The 18,407-nt window shown below is 72.0% G+C and carries 16 protein-coding genes and 1 pseudogene; 14 read left to right on the top strand and 3 right to left on the bottom strand.

The window, feature by feature from the left end; genetic code table 11:
- The first annotated feature begins 103 nt into the window (after window positions 1-103).
- Window positions 104-1,081 carry a DUF3048 domain-containing protein gene (locus POF73_RS09030; protein ID WP_272114021.1) on the top strand — a complete coding sequence of 326 codons (978 nt, stop codon included), beginning with the start codon at window positions 104-106 and terminating at the stop codon, window positions 1,079-1,081.
- Between the two features lie 12 nt (window positions 1,082-1,093).
- Here the strand turns inward: POF73_RS09030 and POF73_RS09025 are convergent, their stop codons facing one another.
- The gene (locus tag POF73_RS09025) at window positions 1,094-1,558 is read right to left on the bottom strand and encodes a MarR family winged helix-turn-helix transcriptional regulator (protein ID WP_272114020.1); all 465 of its coding nucleotides are present in this window, start codon (window positions 1,556-1,558) and stop codon (window positions 1,094-1,096) included.
- A 223-nt stretch (window positions 1,559-1,781) separates the two neighbouring features.
- On the opposite strand from POF73_RS09025, the gene POF73_RS09020 reads away from it, so the two are divergent.
- From POF73_RS09020 to POF73_RS08985, 8 genes are all read left to right on the top strand, one after another.
- Complete coding sequence (locus POF73_RS09020; RefSeq protein ID WP_272114019.1) at window positions 1,782-2,537, top strand: CoA transferase subunit A; 756 nt, start codon at window positions 1,782-1,784, stop codon at window positions 2,535-2,537.
- On the top strand, window positions 2,537-3,181 hold the full coding sequence (locus POF73_RS09015) for a CoA transferase subunit B (RefSeq protein ID WP_272114018.1): 645 nt from the start codon (window positions 2,537-2,539) through the stop codon (window positions 3,179-3,181). Before POF73_RS09020 ends, POF73_RS09015 begins: the two co-directional genes overlap by 1 nt.
- Window positions 3,178-4,380, top strand: a complete 1,203-nt coding sequence (locus tag POF73_RS09010; RefSeq protein ID WP_272114017.1) for a thiolase family protein — start codon at window positions 3,178-3,180, stop codon at window positions 4,378-4,380. Before POF73_RS09015 ends, POF73_RS09010 begins: the two co-directional genes overlap by 4 nt.
- Before the next feature lie 19 nt (window positions 4,381-4,399).
- On the top strand, window positions 4,400-5,173 hold the full coding sequence (gene pcaH / locus POF73_RS09005) for a protocatechuate 3,4-dioxygenase subunit beta (RefSeq protein WP_272114016.1): 774 nt from the start codon (window positions 4,400-4,402) through the stop codon (window positions 5,171-5,173).
- Window positions 5,174-5,179: 6 nt separating this feature from the next.
- A complete protein-coding gene (gene pcaG, locus POF73_RS09000; protein WP_272114015.1) occupies window positions 5,180-5,785 on the top strand; it encodes a protocatechuate 3,4-dioxygenase subunit alpha in 606 nt (201 codons plus the stop codon).
- Window positions 5,782-7,107 carry a 3-carboxy-cis,cis-muconate cycloisomerase gene (gene pcaB / locus POF73_RS08995; protein ID WP_272114014.1) on the top strand — a complete coding sequence of 442 codons (1,326 nt, stop codon included), beginning with the start codon at window positions 5,782-5,784 and terminating at the stop codon, window positions 7,105-7,107. Before pcaG ends, pcaB begins: the two co-directional genes overlap by 4 nt.
- Window positions 7,104-8,240 carry a bifunctional 3-oxoadipate enol-lactonase/4-carboxymuconolactone decarboxylase PcaDC gene (pcaDC, locus tag POF73_RS08990; protein ID WP_272114013.1) on the top strand — a complete coding sequence of 379 codons (1,137 nt, stop codon included), beginning with the start codon at window positions 7,104-7,106 and terminating at the stop codon, window positions 8,238-8,240. Before pcaB ends, pcaDC begins: the two co-directional genes overlap by 4 nt.
- Before the next feature lie 64 nt (window positions 8,241-8,304).
- A complete protein-coding gene (locus tag POF73_RS08985) occupies window positions 8,305-9,096 on the top strand; it encodes an SDR family NAD(P)-dependent oxidoreductase (RefSeq protein ID WP_272114012.1) in 792 nt (263 codons plus the stop codon).
- A gap of 102 nt (window positions 9,097-9,198) precedes the next feature.
- Here POF73_RS08985 and POF73_RS08980 read toward each other — a convergent pair whose 3' ends face one another.
- Window positions 9,199-11,868, bottom strand: coding sequence for an ATP-binding protein (locus POF73_RS08980; RefSeq protein ID WP_272114011.1), 2,670 nt, complete (start codon window positions 11,866-11,868; stop codon window positions 9,199-9,201).
- 206 nt (window positions 11,869-12,074) lie between these two features.
- Between POF73_RS08980 and POF73_RS08975 the strand changes: the two genes are divergently transcribed.
- From POF73_RS08975 to POF73_RS08965, 3 genes are all read left to right on the top strand, one after another.
- Complete coding sequence (locus tag POF73_RS08975) at window positions 12,075-13,346, top strand: MFS transporter (RefSeq protein WP_272114010.1); 1,272 nt, start codon at window positions 12,075-12,077, stop codon at window positions 13,344-13,346.
- Between the two features lie 4 nt (window positions 13,347-13,350).
- Window positions 13,351-14,544: an anhydro-N-acetylmuramic acid kinase gene (locus tag POF73_RS08970; protein WP_272114009.1), complete on the top strand. Its 1,194-nt coding sequence runs from the start codon at window positions 13,351-13,353 to the stop codon at window positions 14,542-14,544.
- A gap of 312 nt (window positions 14,545-14,856) precedes the next feature.
- Window positions 14,857-16,068: a DUF2510 domain-containing protein gene (locus tag POF73_RS08965; protein WP_272114008.1), complete on the top strand. Its 1,212-nt coding sequence runs from the start codon at window positions 14,857-14,859 to the stop codon at window positions 16,066-16,068.
- A gap of 148 nt (window positions 16,069-16,216) precedes the next feature.
- Here POF73_RS08965 and POF73_RS08960 read toward each other — a convergent pair whose 3' ends face one another.
- Window positions 16,217-16,831: a TetR/AcrR family transcriptional regulator gene (locus POF73_RS08960; protein ID WP_272114007.1), complete on the bottom strand. Its 615-nt coding sequence runs from the start codon at window positions 16,829-16,831 to the stop codon at window positions 16,217-16,219.
- 219 nt (window positions 16,832-17,050) lie between these two features.
- Between POF73_RS08960 and POF73_RS08955 the strand changes: the two genes are divergently transcribed.
- Window positions 17,051-17,872: a phosphatase PAP2 family protein gene (locus tag POF73_RS08955; RefSeq protein WP_272114006.1), complete on the top strand. Its 822-nt coding sequence runs from the start codon at window positions 17,051-17,053 to the stop codon at window positions 17,870-17,872.
- Window positions 17,869-18,327, top strand: a pseudogene (locus tag POF73_RS08950) (hypothetical protein); the annotation flags it as partial. The gene POF73_RS08955 and the pseudogene POF73_RS08950, both read left to right, overlap by 4 nt.
- Window positions 18,328-18,407: the final 80 nt, after the last annotated feature.

Below are 18,407 nucleotides of genomic sequence, written 5' to 3'. Positions count from 1 at the left end.
ACGAACCGATCGGGTATGGGCACCTATGAACAGATAAGCGCACAATTAGTGAAATGGACTGGGTGGGTGGTGGCGGGTGACAACGGTGGGCAGACAGCGAGGGGTGCGCACGAGACGCACCACGACGACGGCGGCTGCGCTGGCCGCTCTGATGACCGCCTCCTTGGCGGCCGGCTGCACGACCTCCGACGACTCACGCGACGACAGCCGCGGCCGGCAGCAGCAGCCCTCGGCGCCGAGTGAGACCAAGAGCAGGGCTAAGTACAAGTCGATCCTCGCCGTGAAGATCGACAACGTGCGCGCCGCACGGCCCCACACGGGTCTCAACGAGGCCGACATCGTGTACGTCGAGCAGGTCGAGGGCGGGCTCAGCCGGCTGATGGCGATGTACGCGCAGAAGCTGCCGAAGGTCGTCGGGCCGGTACGCAGTGCCCGCGAGAGCGACCTGGAGCTGCTGCGCCAGTTCGACCGCCCGACACTCGCCTTCTCCGGGGCCCAGAGCAAGCTCCTGCCACTGATCGACAAGACGTCGGTGCGGGCGGAGTCGCCCGAGAAGGCGACCAACGCGTACTTCCGCTACAAGGCCAGGCCCTCACCGCACAACCTCTATCTGCGACCCCGCCGACTGATGTCCCCCGCCCCGGGCACGGACGTCCTGACGACCGGTTTCCGCTTCGGGGCCGCCCCCGCGGGCGGCAAGGCCGTGCACTCGCGGACGGTGCGCTTCGAAGCGGCCCGGTACACCTTCACCTGGTCCAGGAGCCGGAACTGCTGGCTGGTCGCCATGGACGGCAAGGCTGCCAGGACGACGGACGGACGGCGGGTGACGGCCGGAACGGTCATCGTGCAGTACGTGAAGGTGCGCGAGTCCAGGTTCCATGACTTCCTCGGCAACAACACGCCGTACTCCGAGACGGTCGGCGCCGGGAAGGCGACGGTGCTGCGCGACGGACTCGCCTACGACGGGGTGAAGTGGAAGCGCCCGAAGGCCTCGGGCGGCACGACGTTCACGACCCGCAACGGCAGGCCGATGAAGTTCCAGCACGGCCAGGTGTGGGTGGTGTTCGCCACGGCGCACTGAGCGTGCGAGCGGTCAGGGCTGCGCGACGAGGGGTTCCGCCGGATTGCGCAGCCCCTCGGCCGCGTCCGACACACGCCGGATCAGGTCGAAGAACAGCGTCTGCTCCTCGGCGGAGAGCGGGGCCAGGAAGACCTGGTTCATCCGGGCGGTGCGCACGGTCAGCTTCTTGTGCGTCCGCAGCCCCTCATCCGTGAGGCGCAGCAGGAAGCGGCGGCCGTCCTGGGGGTCGCGGACCTTGTCGAGCAGCCCGCGGCGGCCGAGCCGGCTGATCACCTCGGCGATGGTGGACCGGTCGAGCCCGACCCGCTCCCCCACCGTCCGCTGGTCCAGGCCCGGCTCGGCGACGAGCGCGTTGAGGACGGCGAACTGGGGCGAGGTGATCTCCTCGGACACCATCGTGTTCCACAGCAGGTAGTGCGCCTGCTGGAGCCGCCGGGCCAGATGCCCGGGGTGGGTGGTGAGATCCACGGCGGCCATGCGCGCTCCCCTGGTCGGATTCGTCGGTGGCATTCGTTGGTGCACTGAACAATAGCGGACCCTCGTGGGACTGACTTCTGGATGAACGGCCCCTTGTCTTCGTATTTTCCGAGGTCTTGACGGCTCACGACTCCAATGGCAGCGTGAGGAGCAACCTCGCTGAAATAATCAGTGCCCTGACTAATCCAGGTGCTGAAGGCTCGGAAGAGATGGGGCTTCTCGGATGGACAAGGTGGTCGCCACGGCGTCGGAGGCGGTGGCCGATGTGGGTGACGGTGCGTCGCTCGCGGTGGGTGGTTTCGGGCTGAGCGGTGTGCCGAACGTATTGATCCAGGCGCTGTTCGAGCGTGGGGTCGACGGGCTGCGGGTGGTCTCGAACAACTGCGGCGCGATGGAATCCGGCCTGGCGGTGCTGTTGTCGGCGGGGCGGATCGCGCGGGTCACCGGTTCCTACATCGGGGCGAACAAGGAGTTCGCGCGGCAGTACCTGGGCGGGGAACTGGAGGTGGAGATGATCCCGCAGGGCACGCTGGCCGAGCGGTTGCGGGCCGGCGGGGCCGGGATCCCCGCGTTCTACACCCCGGCCGGGGTGGGCACGCAGGTCGCCGAGGGCGGGCTGCCGTGGCGCTACGACGGCTCCGGCGGGGTGGCGCTGGCCTCGCCGCCCAAGGAGGTGCGGGAGTTCGACGGCACCGAGTACGTGCTGGAGCGCGGCATCCGCACCGACTTCGCACTGGTGCGGGCGGCCAAGGGCGACCGGCACGGCAACCTCGTCTTCAACAAGTCGTCCCGGAACTTCAACCCTCTGGCGGCGATGGCCGGGCGGGTGACCATCGCCGAGGTGGAAGAACTCGTGGAGCCGGGCGGGATCGATCCTGACGCCGTGCATCTGCCGGGGATCTTCGTGCAACGGGTGGTGGCGCTGACCCCGGAGCAGGCCGCCGACAAGCAGATCGAGCAGCGGACGGTGAGCAGCTGATGGCCTGGACACGCGAGGAGATGGCGGCGCGCGCGGCGCGTGAGCTCGAAGACGGTCAGTACGTCAATCTCGGCATCGGCCTGCCGACGCTGATCCCGAACCATCTCCCGGCGGGCGTGGAGGTGGTCCTGGAGTCGGAGAACGGCATTCTCGGCACCGGCCCCTACCCCACCGCGGACCAGGTCGACCCGGACCTGATCAACGCCGGCAAGGAGACCGTGACGGTCCTGCCGGGGGCGTCCTTCTTCGACTCGGCGCTGTCCTTCTCGATGATCCGCGGCGGGCACATCGATGTCGCTGTGCTCGGCGCGATGCAGGTCTCCGAGAAGGGCGACCTGGCGAACTGGGCCATCCCCGGCAAGATGATCACCGGGATCGGCGGGGCGATGGACCTGGTGCACGGAGCCCGCACGGTCATCGTCGTGATGACCCACACCGCCAAGGACGGCTCGCCGAAGATCCTCACCGAGTGCGCGCTGCCACTCACCGGCAAGGCGTGCGTGAACCGGATCATCACCGACCTCGCTGTCCTCGACGTCACCGACGACGGTCTGGTTCTCACCGAGACCGCACCCGGTGTGAGCGCGGACGAGATCATCGCGAAGACCGACGCCAAACTCACCGTCGCGGAGGGCCTGTTGTGAAGACCGTCTATCTCGTGGACGCGGTCCGCACCCCGGTCGGCCGCTACAACGGCGGCCTGGCGAGCGTGCGCCCGGACGACCTGGCCGCCCACGCCGTCCGTGAACTCCTCGCCCGTACGCCCGACTTGGACCCGTCCCGGATCGAGGACGTCTACCTCGGCAACGCCAACGGCGCCGGCGAGGAGAACCGCAACGTCGCCCGCATGGCCGCCCTCCTCGCCGGCCTGCCCACCTCCGTGCCCGGCGTGACGGTCAACCGGCTGTGCGCCTCCGGCCTCGAAGCGGTGATCCAGGCGGCCCGTGCCATCGCCGTCGGGGACGCCTCCGTCGCCGTGGCCGGTGGTGTCGAGTCGATGACGAGGGCGCCGTACGTCCTGCCCAAGTCCGACAAGCCCTTCCCGGCCGCGCACACCGAGCTGTACTCGACCACCCTGGGCTGGCGCATGGTCAACCCGCGGATGGAGCCGCAGTGGACCATCCCGCTCGGTGAGTCGGCCGAACTCATCGCCGACAAGCACAAGATCAGCCGGGAGCAGCAGGACGAGTACGCACTGGCCTCCCATCAGAAGGCCGCGCAGGCCCAGCAGCAGGGCCTGTTCGACGCCGAGCTCGCGCCCGTGTCGATCCCGCGGCGCAAGGGCGACCCGGTCGTCTTCGCCGCCGACGAGTGTGTGCGCCCCGATGCCTCCCTGGCCGCGATGGCCAGGCTGAAGCCGTCGTTCCGCAAGGAGAACGGCAGCGTCACCGCGGGCAACGCCTCCCCGCTCAACGACGGCGCCGCCGCCCTGCTGCTGACCGACGAGGAGGGCCTGAAGGCCACCGGCCGCGAACCCCTCGCCCGGATCTCCGCCACCGGCGTCCACGCCCTCGACCCGCACTACTTCGGACTCGCCCCCGTCGAAGCCGTCAACCGCGCCCTGGCCAAGGCGGGCAGGACCTTCGCCGACCTGGACGTGCTGGAGCTGAACGAGGCCTTCGCGGCCCAGGTGCTGGGCTGTGTCGCCGAGTGGCCCGAGTTCGACCCGGCGATCCTCAACCCGCAGGGCGGCGCCATCGCCCTCGGCCACCCGCTCGGCGCGTCCGGAGCCCGGCTCGCCGGCACGGTCGCCCATCAACTCGCCCGCAAGGGCCGCGGCGTCGGCGTCGCCACCCTGTGCATCGGCGTCGGCCAGGGCCTCGCCCTCGTCCTCGAACGCTGAAGACCCCCGAGGAAACCCCATGACTCTCACCCAGCACGACATCGACCAGGAGATCGCGGCCGAGCACGCCGCGTACGAGAAGCGGATCGCCGACGGTGCCCCCGTGGAGCACCAACCGCGCCGCAACTACGCGCCGTACCGCTCCTCGGTCCTGCGCCACCCCAAGCAGCCGCCGGTCTCCATCGACGTCAGCAAGGACCCGGAGCTGGTGGAGCTGCACTCCCCCGCCTTCGGTGAGCGCGACATCACCGAGATCGACAACGACCTCACCCGGCAGCACAACGGGGAGCCGATCGGCGAGCGCATCACCGTCGAGGGACGTCTCCTCGACGCGAAGGGCCGCCCGATCCGCGGCCAGCTGATCGAGATCTGGCAGGCGAACTCGGCGGGCCGCTACGCGCATCAGCGGGAGCAGCACGACGCGCCGCTGGACCCGAACTTCACGGGCGTCGGCCGCACGCTGACCGACGACAGCGGCGTCTACCGCTTCACCACCGTCCAGCCGGGCCCGTACCCGTGGCGCCAGCACGTCAACGCGTGGCGGCCGGCCCACATCCACTTCTCGCTGTTCGGCACGGCGTTCACCCAGCGGCTCGTGACGCAGATGTACTTCCCGAGCGACCCGCTGTTCCCGTACGACCCGATCATCCAGTCCGTCACGGACGACGCGGCCCGGCAGCGGCTGGTCGCGACGTACGACCACAGCCTGTCGGTGCCGGAGTTCTCGATGGGCTACCACTGGGACATCGTGCTGGACGGGCCGAACGCCACCTGGATCGAAGAAGGGCGCTGACCTGCCATGACGAAGATCGACCCGAGCCGTCCGGAGACCGTGCTCCCCACCCCGTCGCACACGGTCGGCCCCTTCTACGGCCATGCCCTGCCCTTCCCCGCCGGCGGCGACATCGCTCCCGTCGGCCACCCGGACACGATCGCGCTCCAGGGATACGTCCTGGACGGCGAGGGCAATCCGCTCCCGGACGCCTTCGTGGAACTGTGGGGCGCCGACCCGGACGGCAATGTCCCGCAGGTCGACGGCTCGATGCGGCGCGACCCGGCGAGCGGTGGCTTCCTGGGCCGCAACGGGGTGGAGTTCACCGGCTGGGGACGGATCCAGACGGACGCGAACGGCCACTGGACGGCGCGGACGCTACGGCCCGGGGCGCGCGGGCAGAGCGCGCCGTACCTCAGCGTGTGTGTGTTCGCGCGCGGGCTGCTGGTGCACCTGTTCACCCGGATCTATCTGCCGGGCGACGAGGCGGCGCTCGCCGCGGACCCGCTGCTCTCCCGGGTGGACGCGCAGCGCCGCGACACGCTGATCGCGGTGCAGCAGGGCAACGGAACGTACCGTTTCGACATCCGCCTTCAGAGCGAAGGCGAGACGGTCTTCCTGGAGTTCCAGTGACACCACCTGCCGAACGCGCCGAAGCCGAGACCGACGACGACACCGACCCCGGCCTGCTCGCCCCGGGGTGGACAGGCTCCCCCGCCGCCTCCGCGACCGGCGACACGGCCTACCTCCAAGCCCTGCTCGACGCGGAGGCCGCCCTCACCCGGGCCCAGACGGCCCTCGGCCTCGCCCCGGCCGAGGCCGCGTCCGCGGTGTCGGAGGCGGCCGACGCCGGCCGCTTCGACCTGCGCGCCCTCGCCGGGCGCGCCCGGGCCGGCGGCAACCCGGTCATCCCCCTGGTCGGCGAGCTGACGAAGGCCGTCGGCAAGGAGTACGGCCCCTACGTCCACCGGGGCGCGACCAGCCAGGACATCATGGACACGGCGACGATGCTGGTCGCCGTCCGCACCCTGGACCTGGTCCTCGGCGACCTCGGCCGCACCGAACGGGCGCTCGCCCGGCTGGCCGCGGAGCACCGCGACACCGCGATGCCGGGACGGACGCTCACCCAGCACGCCGTACCGACGACGTTCGGGCTGAAGGCGGCCGGCTGGCGGGCGCTGGTCCTGGACGCACGGGACCGGGTGTCGGCCGTACGGGACTCGCTGCCCGCCCAACTCGGAGGTGCGGCAGGGACGTTGGCGGCCTTCAGGGCGTACGGCGCGAGCGATCCGACGGCGCTTGCGGCGACGTACGCCCGCGAACTCGGCCTCCGCGCCCCCGGCCTGCCCTGGCACACCCTGCGCACACCGGTCGCCGATCTCGCCGGCTGCCTGGCCTTCACGGCGGGCGCGCTCGGCAAGGTCGCCGTGGACGTCCTCACCCTCTCGCGCACCGAGATCGCCGAGATCGCGGAGGGCAGTGGCGGGGGCTCGTCCGCGATGCCGCACAAGTCCAATCCGGTACGGTCCACGCTGATCGCCTCCGCGGCGCGGCGGGCGCCTCAGCTCGCGGCCACGCTGTACGGGTCGCTGGCGGCGGAGGACGAGCGTCCGGCGGGGGCCTGGCATGCCGAGTGGGAGCCGCTGCGGGAGCTGCTGCGGCTGGTCGGCGGAGCCGCCCGGGATGCCGTGGAACTGGCCGAGGGGCTGCGTGTCAGGCCCGATGTGATGCGTGAACACCTCGATCTCACCCGCGGGTTGATCGTCTCCGAGCGGCTGTCCGCCGAGCTGGCCCCGGTGCTGGGCCGAGCCCGCGCCAAGGAGCTGCTCACCCGGCTGGCCGCCGAGGGCCGCCCGCTCGCCGAGGCGCCGGAGCTGGCGGACGTCGACCTCGATCCCACCCACTACACCGGCTCCGCCGGAGCCCTCACCGACCATGCCCTGGAGCGACGTTGACGCACGAACTCCTCAACCACCACGCCGAAGGGCCCACTTCCGCACCCCCGCTGCTGCTCGGACCCTCGCTCGGCACGTCGTACGCCCTGTGGGACAAGGTCGCGCCCGAGCTGTCGATCACCCATCGGGTGGTCCGCTGGGATCTGCCGGGTCACGGCGGCTCGGCGGCCGGCCTCATCGGGGCCGGCGCGACGGTCGGGGACCTCGCCGGACTGGTGCTCGCGCTCGCCGACTCCCTCGGCATCGAGCGGTTCGCGTACGCGGGGGTCTCGCTCGGTGGCGCGGTGGGGCTGCATCTCGCGGTGCACCACCCGCAGCGGGTCACCTCCCTGGCCGTGATCTGCTCGTCCGCGCACTTCAACGGTGCCAAGCCGTGGGAGGAGCGGGCCGCGCTGGTGCGCAGCGAGGGACTCGCCTCACTGGCGGAGAACGCGAACGCCCGCTGGTTCACGCCCGGCTTCACCGTGCCGCGGCTGGTCCAGGACCACCGGGACGCCGACCCGGCCGCCTACGCCGCCTGCTGTGACGCGCTCGCCGCGTTCGACCTCAGTGACCGGCTCGCCGAGATCTCCTCTCCGACGCTGCTGATCGCCGGACGCGCGGACCCCGCGACCCCGCCGGCCCACCTGCGGGAGATCGCGGACGCCGTGCCCGCAGCCGCGCTGGTCGAGATCCCGGGGGCCTCGCACCTGGCGCCCGCGCAGTGCCCGGAGGCGGTGCTGACAGCGCTGCGGGCCCACCTCGACGGCGGCGCCAAGCGGGGCATGGAGGTGCGGCGCGAGGTGCTCGGCGACACCCATGTCGACCGCGCGCAGGCCCGGCAGACCTCCTTCACCGCACGCTTCCAGGACTTCATCTCGCGCTACGCCTGGGGCGAGATCTGGACCGACCCCACGCTCACCCGCCGCGAGCGCAGCATGATCACTCTGACGGCCCTGGTCGCGCACGGTCACTACGACGAGCTGGCCATGCACGTCCGGGCGGCCCGGCGCAACGGGCTGACGCCGGAGGAGATCGGCGCCGTACTGCTGCAGACGGCCGTGTACTGCGGGGTTCCGGCGGCGAACTCGGCGTTCGCGGCGGCGCAGCGCGTCCTCGCGGAGGAGGCGAAGGAAGCAGCGGAGAAAGGGTGACCCTGCTGGTCGTGGTTTCAGCAGCACCTCGCACATGTCCGCGCCCCGTGCCTACGGTGGAGGCATGTCCACCATTCTGATCACCGGCGCCACCTCGGGCCTCGGCCGCTACGTCGCCTTCGAGCTGGTCCGTTCCGGGCACCGGGTGCTCGCGCACGGGCGGGACGCGGGCCGTACGGAGCAGCTGGTGGAGGAGCTGCTCGGCGAGGGCGAGGCCGAGGGGTTCGTCGCGGATCTGGCCTCGCTGGGGCAGGTGCGGGAGCTGGCCGCCCATGTCGCCGGGGAGCATCCCGAGCTAGACGTACTGATCAACAACGCGGGAGTGGGTTTCGGTTCGCCCGGCACGGGCCGTGAGCTCAGCGTCGACGGGCATGAACTGCGGCTGGCGGTGAACTACTTGGCACCGGTCGCGCTCACTCGTGCCTTGCTTCCCGTGCTGCGCGCGAACGCGCCCGCGCGGATCGTGAACGTCGGCTCGGCCGGGCAGGAGCCGCTCGATCCCGACGACCCCGAGCTGTCCCGCGGCTACGACGGTGTCTCGGCGTACCGCCGCAGCAAGTTCGCCCTCGCCGCCCATACGTTCGCTCTCGCCGAGGAACTGGCGGGCACCGGGGTCGCGGTCAACGTGCTGCACCCGGCGACGTACATGGACACGGGAATGGTCCGGGAGGGCGGCATCACGCCCTGGAACACGGTCGCCGACGGCGCGCCGGGGGTACTGGCCCTGGCGACAGGGGACATGGGAACGGGCGGCTACTACGACGGAACGTCGCGGGCACGCGCACACGAGGGGACGTACGACCCGAACATGCGGCGAAGGCTGACCGCCGTCACAGATCAACTCCTCAAGCTCTGAACGCCCTGAAGGGGCACGGGGCTGTATCGATGTGCGGCTCCGCCGCCTGGGCGCGACCAGCCCCGACGGCGCCGCAGCCGAAAACCACGCCTCCCGGCCCCCCTAGCGGAACGTCAGCGCCGCTTCAGCCTGGAGCACGAGCCCGTCCGCGCCGCACGACTCGGCGAGCGTGATGCCCCGTCGCAGCTCCGTGGACGAGCGGGCGGCGATGCCGTACTCGACGCGGGCCGCAGCGTGTTCGTACTGGCAGGGCGAGGCCTCCAGATAGGTGACCGCCTGCTCGGCCAGACGCACCGCGCGCTGACCGGTCTCCAGCGCGGCAGCGCACCGCAGGGCCTCGCCGATCGCGGTGTCGGTGCCGAAGCGCTCGGCGTGCCGGCGGACGTCGGTGGCGAGCCGGGCGGCACGCGCCGGGTCCTCACTGGCGAGGGCTCTGGCGAGGTCGACGGCCCAGGGGACGAGCACCGGGTTGTGGTGGCCGCGGACGTCCGCCGCCTTCTCCGCCGCCTCCAGTTCGTTGATGCCCTCCTTGGTGCGGCCGACGGCGAGGAGCAGACGGCCGCGGACCGAGCGCGGGTCCGGCAGGACGATGGTGGACGGGTAGGGCGGGGCGAAGCCGTACTGCTCGGCGATCTCCCAGGCCTGATCGACATGGCCGCGGGCGATCAGGGTGTCGACGAGGTTGCAGGTGGCGGACCAGTGCAGGGGCAGCCGACGGCCGACGCGCTCGGCGAGCGCCAGCGACTTGCGCAGGGAGGTCTCCGCCTCACGGAGCCGTCCCCGCCTGCGCAGACCGAGTCCGACGTAGGCGTGCGCCAGAGCGAGGTGGCCGCCGCTCCAGCCGGCCGACTCGTAGGCGCGCAGCGCCTCGTTGTAGAGGGCCTCGGCCCGGTCGAGCCGGTCGGTGTAGGCGTAGGCGCTGGCCAGCATCATCGGCAGCTCGATGCCCCACTCCGGGTCGGTCCAGCCGAGTCCGGGGGCGAGCCGGCCGTTGACGAGGGCGCGATCGCACAGTTCGACGACCTCCTCGGCGTTCTCTCCGCGGGCCATGGCGTCGAAGCCGCGCAGTATGAGCAGGGCGCGCTCGGAGTTGTCGCGGCCGGTGCAGGTCCTGGCGAGTTCGGCGAGGCGGGCCGAGCGTCCCTCGGAGGTCGCCTCGCCCGCGTGCAGGCCCTCCCACATGAACTGCACGGCCTGCAGCCGGAGTTTCGTGGGCCCGGCTCCGTGCTTGGCCGCCTCCGCCTCGACCGTGCGGACGGCCTCCTCCAGCTGGTCGTTGTGGAGCAGGGCCTGGGAGAGGCGGTAGACGGCGTCGACGCGTTCGTCGCCGTCGAGGCCGGGCATGGCGAGGGCGGTCTGCAGGTGGTCGATGGTGGTCGCGGGCGCGGTGAGCAGGGTGACGCAGCCGAGTTCATGCAGCACGCGCGCGTGCACCTCGGGCAGCGGTGGTTCCAGCAGGGCACGCTCCAGGCAGCGGCGGGCCGCGTCGGGGGCGCCGACGGCGAGGTGTTCGCGGGCGGCCTCGCGCAGCTGCTCGACGAGTTCCTCGTCGTTGTCCGGGTGGACCTCCATGAGGTGGCGGGCGGCGACCGCGGCCCCGCGTCCGTTGTCGGTGACGACGCGGGCGGCGATGCCGTGCATGGCGGTGCGCAGGGCGTCCGGGATGGAGTTGTAGACGGCGGTGGCGATCAGCGGGTGGACGAACTGCAGATCGCCGTCGTCGGGCTGGGCGCCGGCCGGGTCGGGCTCGGTGAGGATACGGGCGGTGCGCAGCAGGTCGGCGCAGCCCACGGCGTCGTCGGGGCTCATGGTGGCGAGTTCGGCCACCAGGTCGACGGAGATGCCGGCGCCGAGGATGGCGGCCGCCCAGGCGAACCGGGTGGCCTCGATGCCGAGTGTCTCCAGGCGGGCGACGAGACCGCCGCCGCGTGCCGCACGGTTCAGGGCGCGCAGTTCACCGGCCGAGGCCTCGGTCGGCTCGAACTCGCTGTCCTGCACCTTGGCGAGGAGTTCGACGGTCTCGTACGGGTTGCCGCCGGTGACGGCCCAGACCTCGCGGCAGAACGGGGCGTCGGCGTGCGCGCCCAGGGTGGCGCGGGTGAGTCCGGCGGTGGCATCGGGGGTGAGGGCGCTGAGGTTGGCGACCGAGGAGCCCGCGGCGGCGACCGTGTCGAGATGGCGGGCGGCGTCGCCGCTGACACCGCCGGGGCGGCGGGCCACGACGACCAGGACGCTCTGTTCGGCGAGGCGCTCGGCGAACGCGGCCAGCCAGCGCAGGGTCTCCTGGTCGGCCCAGTGGGCGTCGTCGACCAGCAGGACCAGCGGCCAGTCGCGCCGGGCCAGTCGGCGTACGGCGGCGACCAGGCCGTCGCACACGCCCTGCGGGTCGGCCTGACGCTCACCGGGGTCCGCTATGCCGAGGGCGGGTCCGGCGATGTCGTACCAGTCGCCGAGGTATTCGCGCGCCTCTTCCGGCATCAGTGACAGCAGCGCTGGCTGTAGCAACTGCCGTACCACGTTGAACGGGACGGAACTCAGGGTCTCGCTGCCGCGCGCGGACCACACCGTGCAGTTGCGGGCCTCGGCGATGCGGCGTGTCTCGGCCAACAGCGCGGTCTTGCCGAGACCCGCCTCGCCCCGCAGCACCAACAGGCCGCCCGATGAGGACTCGTCGGCGCACAAGGTGTCGAGGGCCCGCTCGACGGCTGCGAGTTCCTCGTCGCGCTCCCACAGGGAAGCCGAGGCGGCCTGTGTGGGCCGTACCTCCGTCATCCCGAACCTCCCCAAGTCGCCCGAACGACGTACAGAGCTTGAGCGTAGCCGTCCGGTTGCCTAAGTGGAGGCCGGTCCGGGCAGCTGTTGCCGTGATGGGTGAATCCGGGTGCGGGCGGGCGACGCGCAGGGCCCGTGACCTGCCCCGGAAATCCCGACGGAGAGTCAAGAACCGACGGCCGAACCGACAGTGAAGAGGCGCGGGAATGACGCTGACGATCCATGACCGGGGCACGGTCCGGCCCCGCAGGGCCCTGCTCGCGGGCTCGGTGGGCAACTTCATCGAGTGGTACGAGTTCGGGGTCTACGGCTACTTCGCGACGATCATCGCGGCGCGCTTCTTCACGCCGGAGGGTGGCAGCGAGGTCGAGGCGCTGGTGAGGACATACGCGTCGTTCGCGCTGGCGTTCTTCTTCCGGCCCGTCGGGGCGGCCCTGTTCGGCCGGCTCGGCGACCGGATCGGCCGCAGGCCCGTGCTGATCGTGGTGATCCTGCTGATGACAGGGGCTACGACACTGATCGGCGCGCTGCCCACGTACGCCACGGTCGGCGCCCTCGCGCCCTGGCTGCTGACGTTCCTGCGGGTGCTGCAAGGGCTGTCGGCGGGCGGGGAGTTCGGGGGCGCGGTGGCGGTGATGACGGAGTTCGCGCCGCCCGGGCGGCGCGGGCTGTACGGGTCCTGGCAGTCGTTCACCGTGGCGCTGGGGCTGCTGGGCGGTGCGGGGGCGGCGGCGCTGCTGGCCACGGTGCTGACGGAACATCAACTGAACGCCTGGGGCTGGCGGTTGCCGTTCCTGCTGACGCTGCCGCTGGGGCTGGGCGCCCTGTGGCTGCGGCTGAGGCTGGACGAGACACCGGCGTTCCGGGAGGAGCGGGCGGCCGAACGGCCTCCCGCGCGTGAGGTCGTGGGGGCGATCGCGCTGGGCGCGGGGCGGATCATGGGGTGGGCGGCGGCCGGATACACCTTCCTCGTGGTGCTGCCGTCCTATCTGCAGTCCACGCTGGACGCGACCTTCCAGCAGGCGCTGGTCGCAACGGTGCTGGCCAACCTGGGTTTCGCGGTGACGATCCTGCCGGCGGGACTGCTCAGCGACCGGTTCGGCCGGCGGCCGGTGATGCTGACGGGGGCGGTGCTGGTGGCGGCCCTCGCGGTGCCGCTGCTCAACCTTCTCCAGGACCCCGGCGTTTCCCTCACTGTGAAGGGGGCAGCCGTGTGCGGCGCGGGCGCCGTGGTGGGACTGATGGCGGGGCCGGGACCGGCGATGCTCACGGAGCTGTTCCCGACGAACGTGCGCTATACGGGCCTGGGACTCGCCTACGCGTTGTCCAATGCGGTGTTCTCGGGGTGCGCCGGGCTCATCATCACGGAGACGATCGAACGGACCGGGAACGTGGACATCCCCGCGTACTACGCGGCGGCGACCTGCGCGGTGAGCATCCTTGCGCTGGCCAGATCCCCTAGGAGAAGGGCGAGTTGAGCGGATGCGGGTGATCGGCCTGATGTCGGGCACGTCGTACGACGCCATCGACGCGGCCGCCGCCGACCTGAGCCTCGTCGGCGACAGCCTCGTCCTGAAGCCGCTGGGGCTGGTCAGCGAGGCGTACGACGACGGGCTGCGCGAGGCGCTCGCGGCGGCGCTGCCGCCGGGCAGGACCTCGATGGCCGAGGTGTGCCGGCTCGACACACGGATCGGGCAGGCCTTCGCGGCGGCGGCCGTCCGGGCGGACCGTGAACTGTGCGACGGACGGGCCGAGTTGGCCGCCTCGCACGGGCAGACCGTGTACCACTGGGCCGAGCACGGGCAGGTTCACGGCACCCTCCAGCTCGGGCAGCCCGCCTGGATCGCGGAGGCGACCGGGCTGCCCGTGGTCGCCGACTTCCGGCCGCGCGACATCGCCGCCGGAGGGCAGGGCGCGCCGCTGGTCAGCCTGGTCGACCTGCTGTGGCTGCGTGGGCGGCCGGGCACGCCGGTCGCGCTCAACCTGGGCGGCATCGCCAACCTCACCGCACCCGACGGCACCGCCTTCGACACCGGGCCGGGCTGTGCGCTGATCGACGCGGCGGCGAGCGAAGCGAGATGGGGGTCCCCCCGGACGGAGTCCGGGGGAGGGTTCAGCGGGGGACGGTTCGCCTACGACGTGGACGGGGCGCTGGCCGGTCACGGCAGCGTCCGTGAACCGCTGCTGGAACGGCTGCTGGAGGAGCCGTACTACGCGCTGCCCGCGCCGAAGACGACCGGCAAGGAGCTCTTCCATCTCGGGCATCTGCGGGACGCGCTGGCCGGGTTCGGGACGCTGCCCGCCGAGGACGTCGTCGCCACCTTGACCATGCTCACGGCACGGACGGTCGCCGACGCCGTGCGCGCGGTGGGCGCCACGGAGGTGATCGCCTCGGGGGGCGGGACGCGCAACCCCGTGCTGATGCGGATGCTCGGGCAGCAGCTGGCGGGGGTGGCGCTGCGTACGTCCGACGCGCTGGGGCTGCCGGCCGCCGCGAAGGAGGCGTACGCCTTCGCCGTGCTGGGATTCCTGACCGTGCACGGCCTGCCGGGCACCGACCCGACGTCCACCGGCGCCCGGCACCCCCGCGTGCTCGGTTCCCTCACCCCGGGCCGGGACGGCCTACGCCTGCCGCCGCCCGCGCGAGAGCGACCGGTGCGGCTGGTGCTGGAGTGACGCCGGGCGGGTTTCCCGGGGCGGGCGGGTTCCCAGGGCGGGCGGTTCCCGGGGCGGGCGGGTTCCTGGGGCGGGCGGTTCCCGGGGCAGCCGAGTCCCCGGGGTGGTGGGGCATCCGGGGCAGGATCCCGGCGGGGACGGGCGTCCGGGGTGGGCCCGCGTCCGGGGTGGGCGGGCGCCCCTCGGCCGTCGGCATTTCTCGGGCTTCGGGCATTGCGCAGCCGTCGGGTTTTGTGCAGCCGTCGGGCATTCCGCGGCGGTCGGGCCGGATCCTCTCATCCGGCTTTCACCGACACCTCATACGGTGGGTACATGACGCAGGTGACTCCTCCCGGCTGGTACCCCGACCCCGGCCGGAAAAATGACGGTCCGCCCACCGAGCGCTGGTGGGACGGCAAGGCATGGACGGACCAGGTCCGGCCCACGGGGTCGGCCGCCGAGGGGACTCCTCCGCCGGAGCCGCCGACGGAAGGGGCCGTGCCCGCGTATCCGGTACAGCCACCGGCCGACGGGACTCACCCGGCGTACCCCGTGCAGCCACCGGCCGACGGGACTCACCCGGCGTACCCCGTGCAGCCGCCGGCCGACGGGGCTCACCCGGCGTACCCCGTGCAGCCGCCGGCCGACGGGGCTCACCCGGCGTACCCCGTGCAGCCGCCGGCCGACGGGGCTCACCCGGCGTATCCGGTGCATCCGGGCTACCCCGGGCAGGTGCAGTCGGGCGGGCGGCGTGGTCTGCGCACGGGCATAGCCGTGGGAGTGGCGGCGGTCGTCCTCGCGAGCATAGGCGTCGGCGTGTACGCGCTGACCGCCGACGGCGGCTCGGGCGGCGGCGCCGGCTCCCAGCAGGTCCCGGGTGGACAGGGCGGACAGGGCGGGCCCGGCGGTGGTCAGGGCGGGCCTTTTGGTGACTCCGGCGGCGGCAACGGCGGTTCCGGGGGCGGCAACGGCGGTTCCGGCGGGCAGTCGCCCTCCCCCGAGGGCTCCGAGGCACCGAAGATCGACAGCGGTGCGGTGACCGACCCGGTGAGCGGGATCAGCATCCCCATCCCGGACGGCTGGTACGGCCAGCAGATCAGCTGGGGCGCGCACGTGGGGTCGGACAAGACGTACAAGTGCCCCTCGGACACCTCCCAGACCTGTATGAAGGGCGGCGCCTACTCGACGCCCGCGCTCGCGCTCGGCACCAAGGGCGAGACGGCCGAGGAGATCGCCAAGGCGGACATCTCGGCGAACGCCGACGAGTCCTACGGCAAGGGGTACGGCGAGATCACCTCGCACGAGGTGCTGGCCTCCAAGGCGGTGACGGTGGCCGGGCAGAAGGGCTATCTGGTCCGCTGGAAGGCGGTCACGAGCAAGGGCGCCGACGGTTATGTCGAGTCGCTCGCCTTCCCCTCCCCCGTCAGTGAGAAGCAGATGGTCGTGGTCCGCATCGGCGTCGACGCCGGGGAGCAGTCGGTCATCGACAAGATCACCGAGGGAATCAAGGTGTCCACGGGCGGCGGCAACGGCCAGGACGTCTGATCCGGCCCGGAACGTGATGCGGCCGGGTGGGGCGCCCCTCCGCTCAAGGGGGAACCCCACCCGGCCGGTGGTGCGCGCCGCCCCCGTCCCCACGGTGCGGCGCGGAACAGGTCACCGTCCAGTCATCCCATGGACGGCGGCCTGAGTCTCAGGTCAGGCCCAGTGCCGGCAGCACGGCGGCCTCCACGAACCGGACGATGTATTCGGGGTCGGCGTCCTGCCCCTCCAGGACGGGCCGGGCCCGCAGCACGCCGAAGATCTGCGCCGGGATGTACTCCAGCGCCGGATGGTCCCCGGCGACCTCGCCCCGCTCGACCCCGCGCCGGAGGATCTCCTTCAGCGCGTCGAGCTCGGGGTCGATGAGCGCCTCGCGCAGCGCCCGCTGGAGTTCCGGGTCCTGCATGACGGCATGGCCTAGGGCCTGGAACAGCCGGGTGTCCTTGCCCGACCACGCCCCGGCGGCCCGGGCGGCCTCGCGCAGGTCCCCCGCGAGCGTGCCGGTGTCGATGCCGTCGAAACGGGTCTGCCGGCTGGCGCGCAGGGCGGCCGCCACGAACTGCGGCTTGGTCTTCCACTGCCGGTAGAGCGTGGACTTGCTGCAGCGTGCGCTGGCGGCGACGCCCTCCATGGTGACGGAGTCGTAGCCGCACGCGCGGATCTGTTCGAGCACGGCGTCGAAGAACTCCTGCTCACGCTCGGGCGTGATCTTGGAGCGGCGCGAGGCGGCGACCGTCTCCGGTCCGTCCGCGGCCTGCGACGTCATGACTCTTCTCCTCACTCGGCGAACGGTGCCGTGCTTCCAGTGTGTCGTACGTCTACCGAAACGCCACTGTACCGGAACGCCAGCGTATCGGTACAGTGTCGTATCGGTACAGAGGCGTTTCGGTACGCCGACGTGTCGATGAATGGGGCGAGCCCGCGCAGTCAGCGGCTCGACAAGCCCGCCCAGCACCACCCACCGTTCAGCGAAAGGGCCGGGGGAATGAATGCCCGCACCGAGCCTGCAGAAGCGGAGACCGACGCGATAGCGCGGCCTCCGCTGGTCCGTGAGCTCCTGCTCGTCGCAGGGCTCTTCCTCGTCTACAAGCTGGGCCGCCAGCTGGCCACCGGCCACACCGGCGAGGCCTTCGGCAACGCCGACCGCGTGTGGGACCTCGAACGTGCCGTCCGCCTGCCCGGCGAGGGCTCGGTGCAGGACCTTCTGCTGCACAGCGACGCGCTCATACACATCGCGAACACCTACTACGCGACCGTCCACTTCCCGGCCACCGCGGCCTTCCTGGTCTGGCTGTACCTGAGGCGCCCCGCGCACTACGTCTGGGCCCGCCGTGTCCTCGCCGCGGTCACCGCCGCCGCGCTGGTGGTGCATCTGACGTTCCCGCTGGCCCCGCCGCGCATGCTCGCCGCGGCCGGTCTGATCGACACCGGGCAGCTGTACGGCCCCTCCGTGTACGGCTCCCCCGAGGCCGACCACCTGTCGAACCAGTTCGCGGCGATGCCCTCGCTGCACTTCGGCTGGGCCCTGATGGTGGCGATCGGCCTGATCGCGGCGACCCGCTCCCGCTGGCGCCCGCTGTGGCTGCTGCACCCGCTGCTAACCCTGCTGGTCATCGTCGGCACGGCCAACCACTACTGGCTCGACGCACTCGTGGCGGCGGCCATGCTCGGTGTCGCCCTCGCGGTGATCCGGCTGCCGAGGCGCACCGCGGCGCCGGCCGGGCACGGCGCCCGGAAACCCGTGCCGACGGCCCGGGGCAAGGAAGCGGTCGACGAGGATTCCGTACTCGTGGGAGCGGCCCGATGAACGCCACCGTCCTCGCCATCGTCCTGTCCCTGTTCTCCGCCGTCGCCTACGCCGCGGCGGCCGTCGCCCAGGAACGGCTGGCCTCCCGCGCCCCCGGCTCGGGCCTGCTGCGGCTGCTGGGCTCCGGCGCCTGGTGGGGGTCGGTCCTGCTGAACGGCTCCGGCGCGCTGCTGCACGTGGTGGCCCTGAAGTACGGCCCGCTGACCGTCGTCCAGCCGCTCGGCGCGCTCACCCTCGTGGCCGCGGTGCCGCTGGGCGCGCGGCTCGCGGGGCGGCGGGTCAGCGGGGTCGAGTGGCGCGGTACGGCGCTGACGCTGGCCGGCCTGGGGGCGATCCTCGTCACCGCGTCCGGGCCCGCGCCCGAGGAGGTGCTGAGCACGTCCGAGGCGCTGGCGGTCGCGGCGGTGACGGTGGCGCTGATCGGCATGCTGTCGCGGGGGGGGGGGGGGGGGGGGGGGGGGTGTTTTAATAAAAAAAAAAAAAAAAAAAAAAAAAAAAAAAAAAAAAAAAAATAAAATAAAAAAAAAAAAAAAAA

Origin of the sequence: Streptomyces sp. HD, assembly GCF_028369295.1 — a bacterium.
In the GTDB taxonomy this organism is placed as follows: Bacteria; Actinomycetota; Actinomycetes; order Streptomycetales; family Streptomycetaceae; genus Streptomyces.
This window is presented reverse-complemented; position numbering and strand designations above follow the sequence as displayed.

Excerpts from the sequence above, each read along its gene's own strand:
- POF73_RS08975 (WP_272114010.1), top strand. The coding sequence starts at position 12,075 with ATGACGCTGACGATCCATGACCGGGGCACGGTCCGGCCCCGCAGGGCC.
- pcaH (WP_272114016.1), top strand. The coding sequence starts at position 4,400 with ATGACTCTCACCCAGCACGACATCGACCAGGAGATCGCGGCCGAGCAC.
- pcaG (WP_272114015.1), top strand. The coding sequence starts at position 5,180 with ATGACGAAGATCGACCCGAGCCGTCCGGAGACCGTGCTCCCCACCCCG.
- POF73_RS08970 (WP_272114009.1), top strand. The coding sequence starts at position 13,351 with ATGCGGGTGATCGGCCTGATGTCGGGCACGTCGTACGACGCCATCGAC.
- POF73_RS09020 (WP_272114019.1), top strand. The coding sequence starts at position 1,782 with ATGGACAAGGTGGTCGCCACGGCGTCGGAGGCGGTGGCCGATGTGGGT.
- POF73_RS09025 (WP_272114020.1), bottom strand. The coding sequence starts at position 1,558 with ATGGCCGCCGTGGATCTCACCACCCACCCCGGGCATCTGGCCCGGCGG.
- POF73_RS08960 (WP_272114007.1), bottom strand. The coding sequence starts at position 16,831 with ATGACGTCGCAGGCCGCGGACGGACCGGAGACGGTCGCCGCCTCGCGC.
- POF73_RS09015 (WP_272114018.1), top strand. The coding sequence starts at position 2,537 with ATGGCCTGGACACGCGAGGAGATGGCGGCGCGCGCGGCGCGTGAGCTC.
- POF73_RS08955 (WP_272114006.1), top strand. The coding sequence starts at position 17,051 with ATGAATGCCCGCACCGAGCCTGCAGAAGCGGAGACCGACGCGATAGCG.
- POF73_RS08965 (WP_272114008.1), top strand. The coding sequence starts at position 14,857 with ATGACGCAGGTGACTCCTCCCGGCTGGTACCCCGACCCCGGCCGGAAA.
- POF73_RS08985 (WP_272114012.1), top strand. The coding sequence starts at position 8,305 with ATGTCCACCATTCTGATCACCGGCGCCACCTCGGGCCTCGGCCGCTAC.
- POF73_RS08980 (WP_272114011.1), bottom strand. The coding sequence starts at position 11,868 with ATGACGGAGGTACGGCCCACACAGGCCGCCTCGGCTTCCCTGTGGGAG.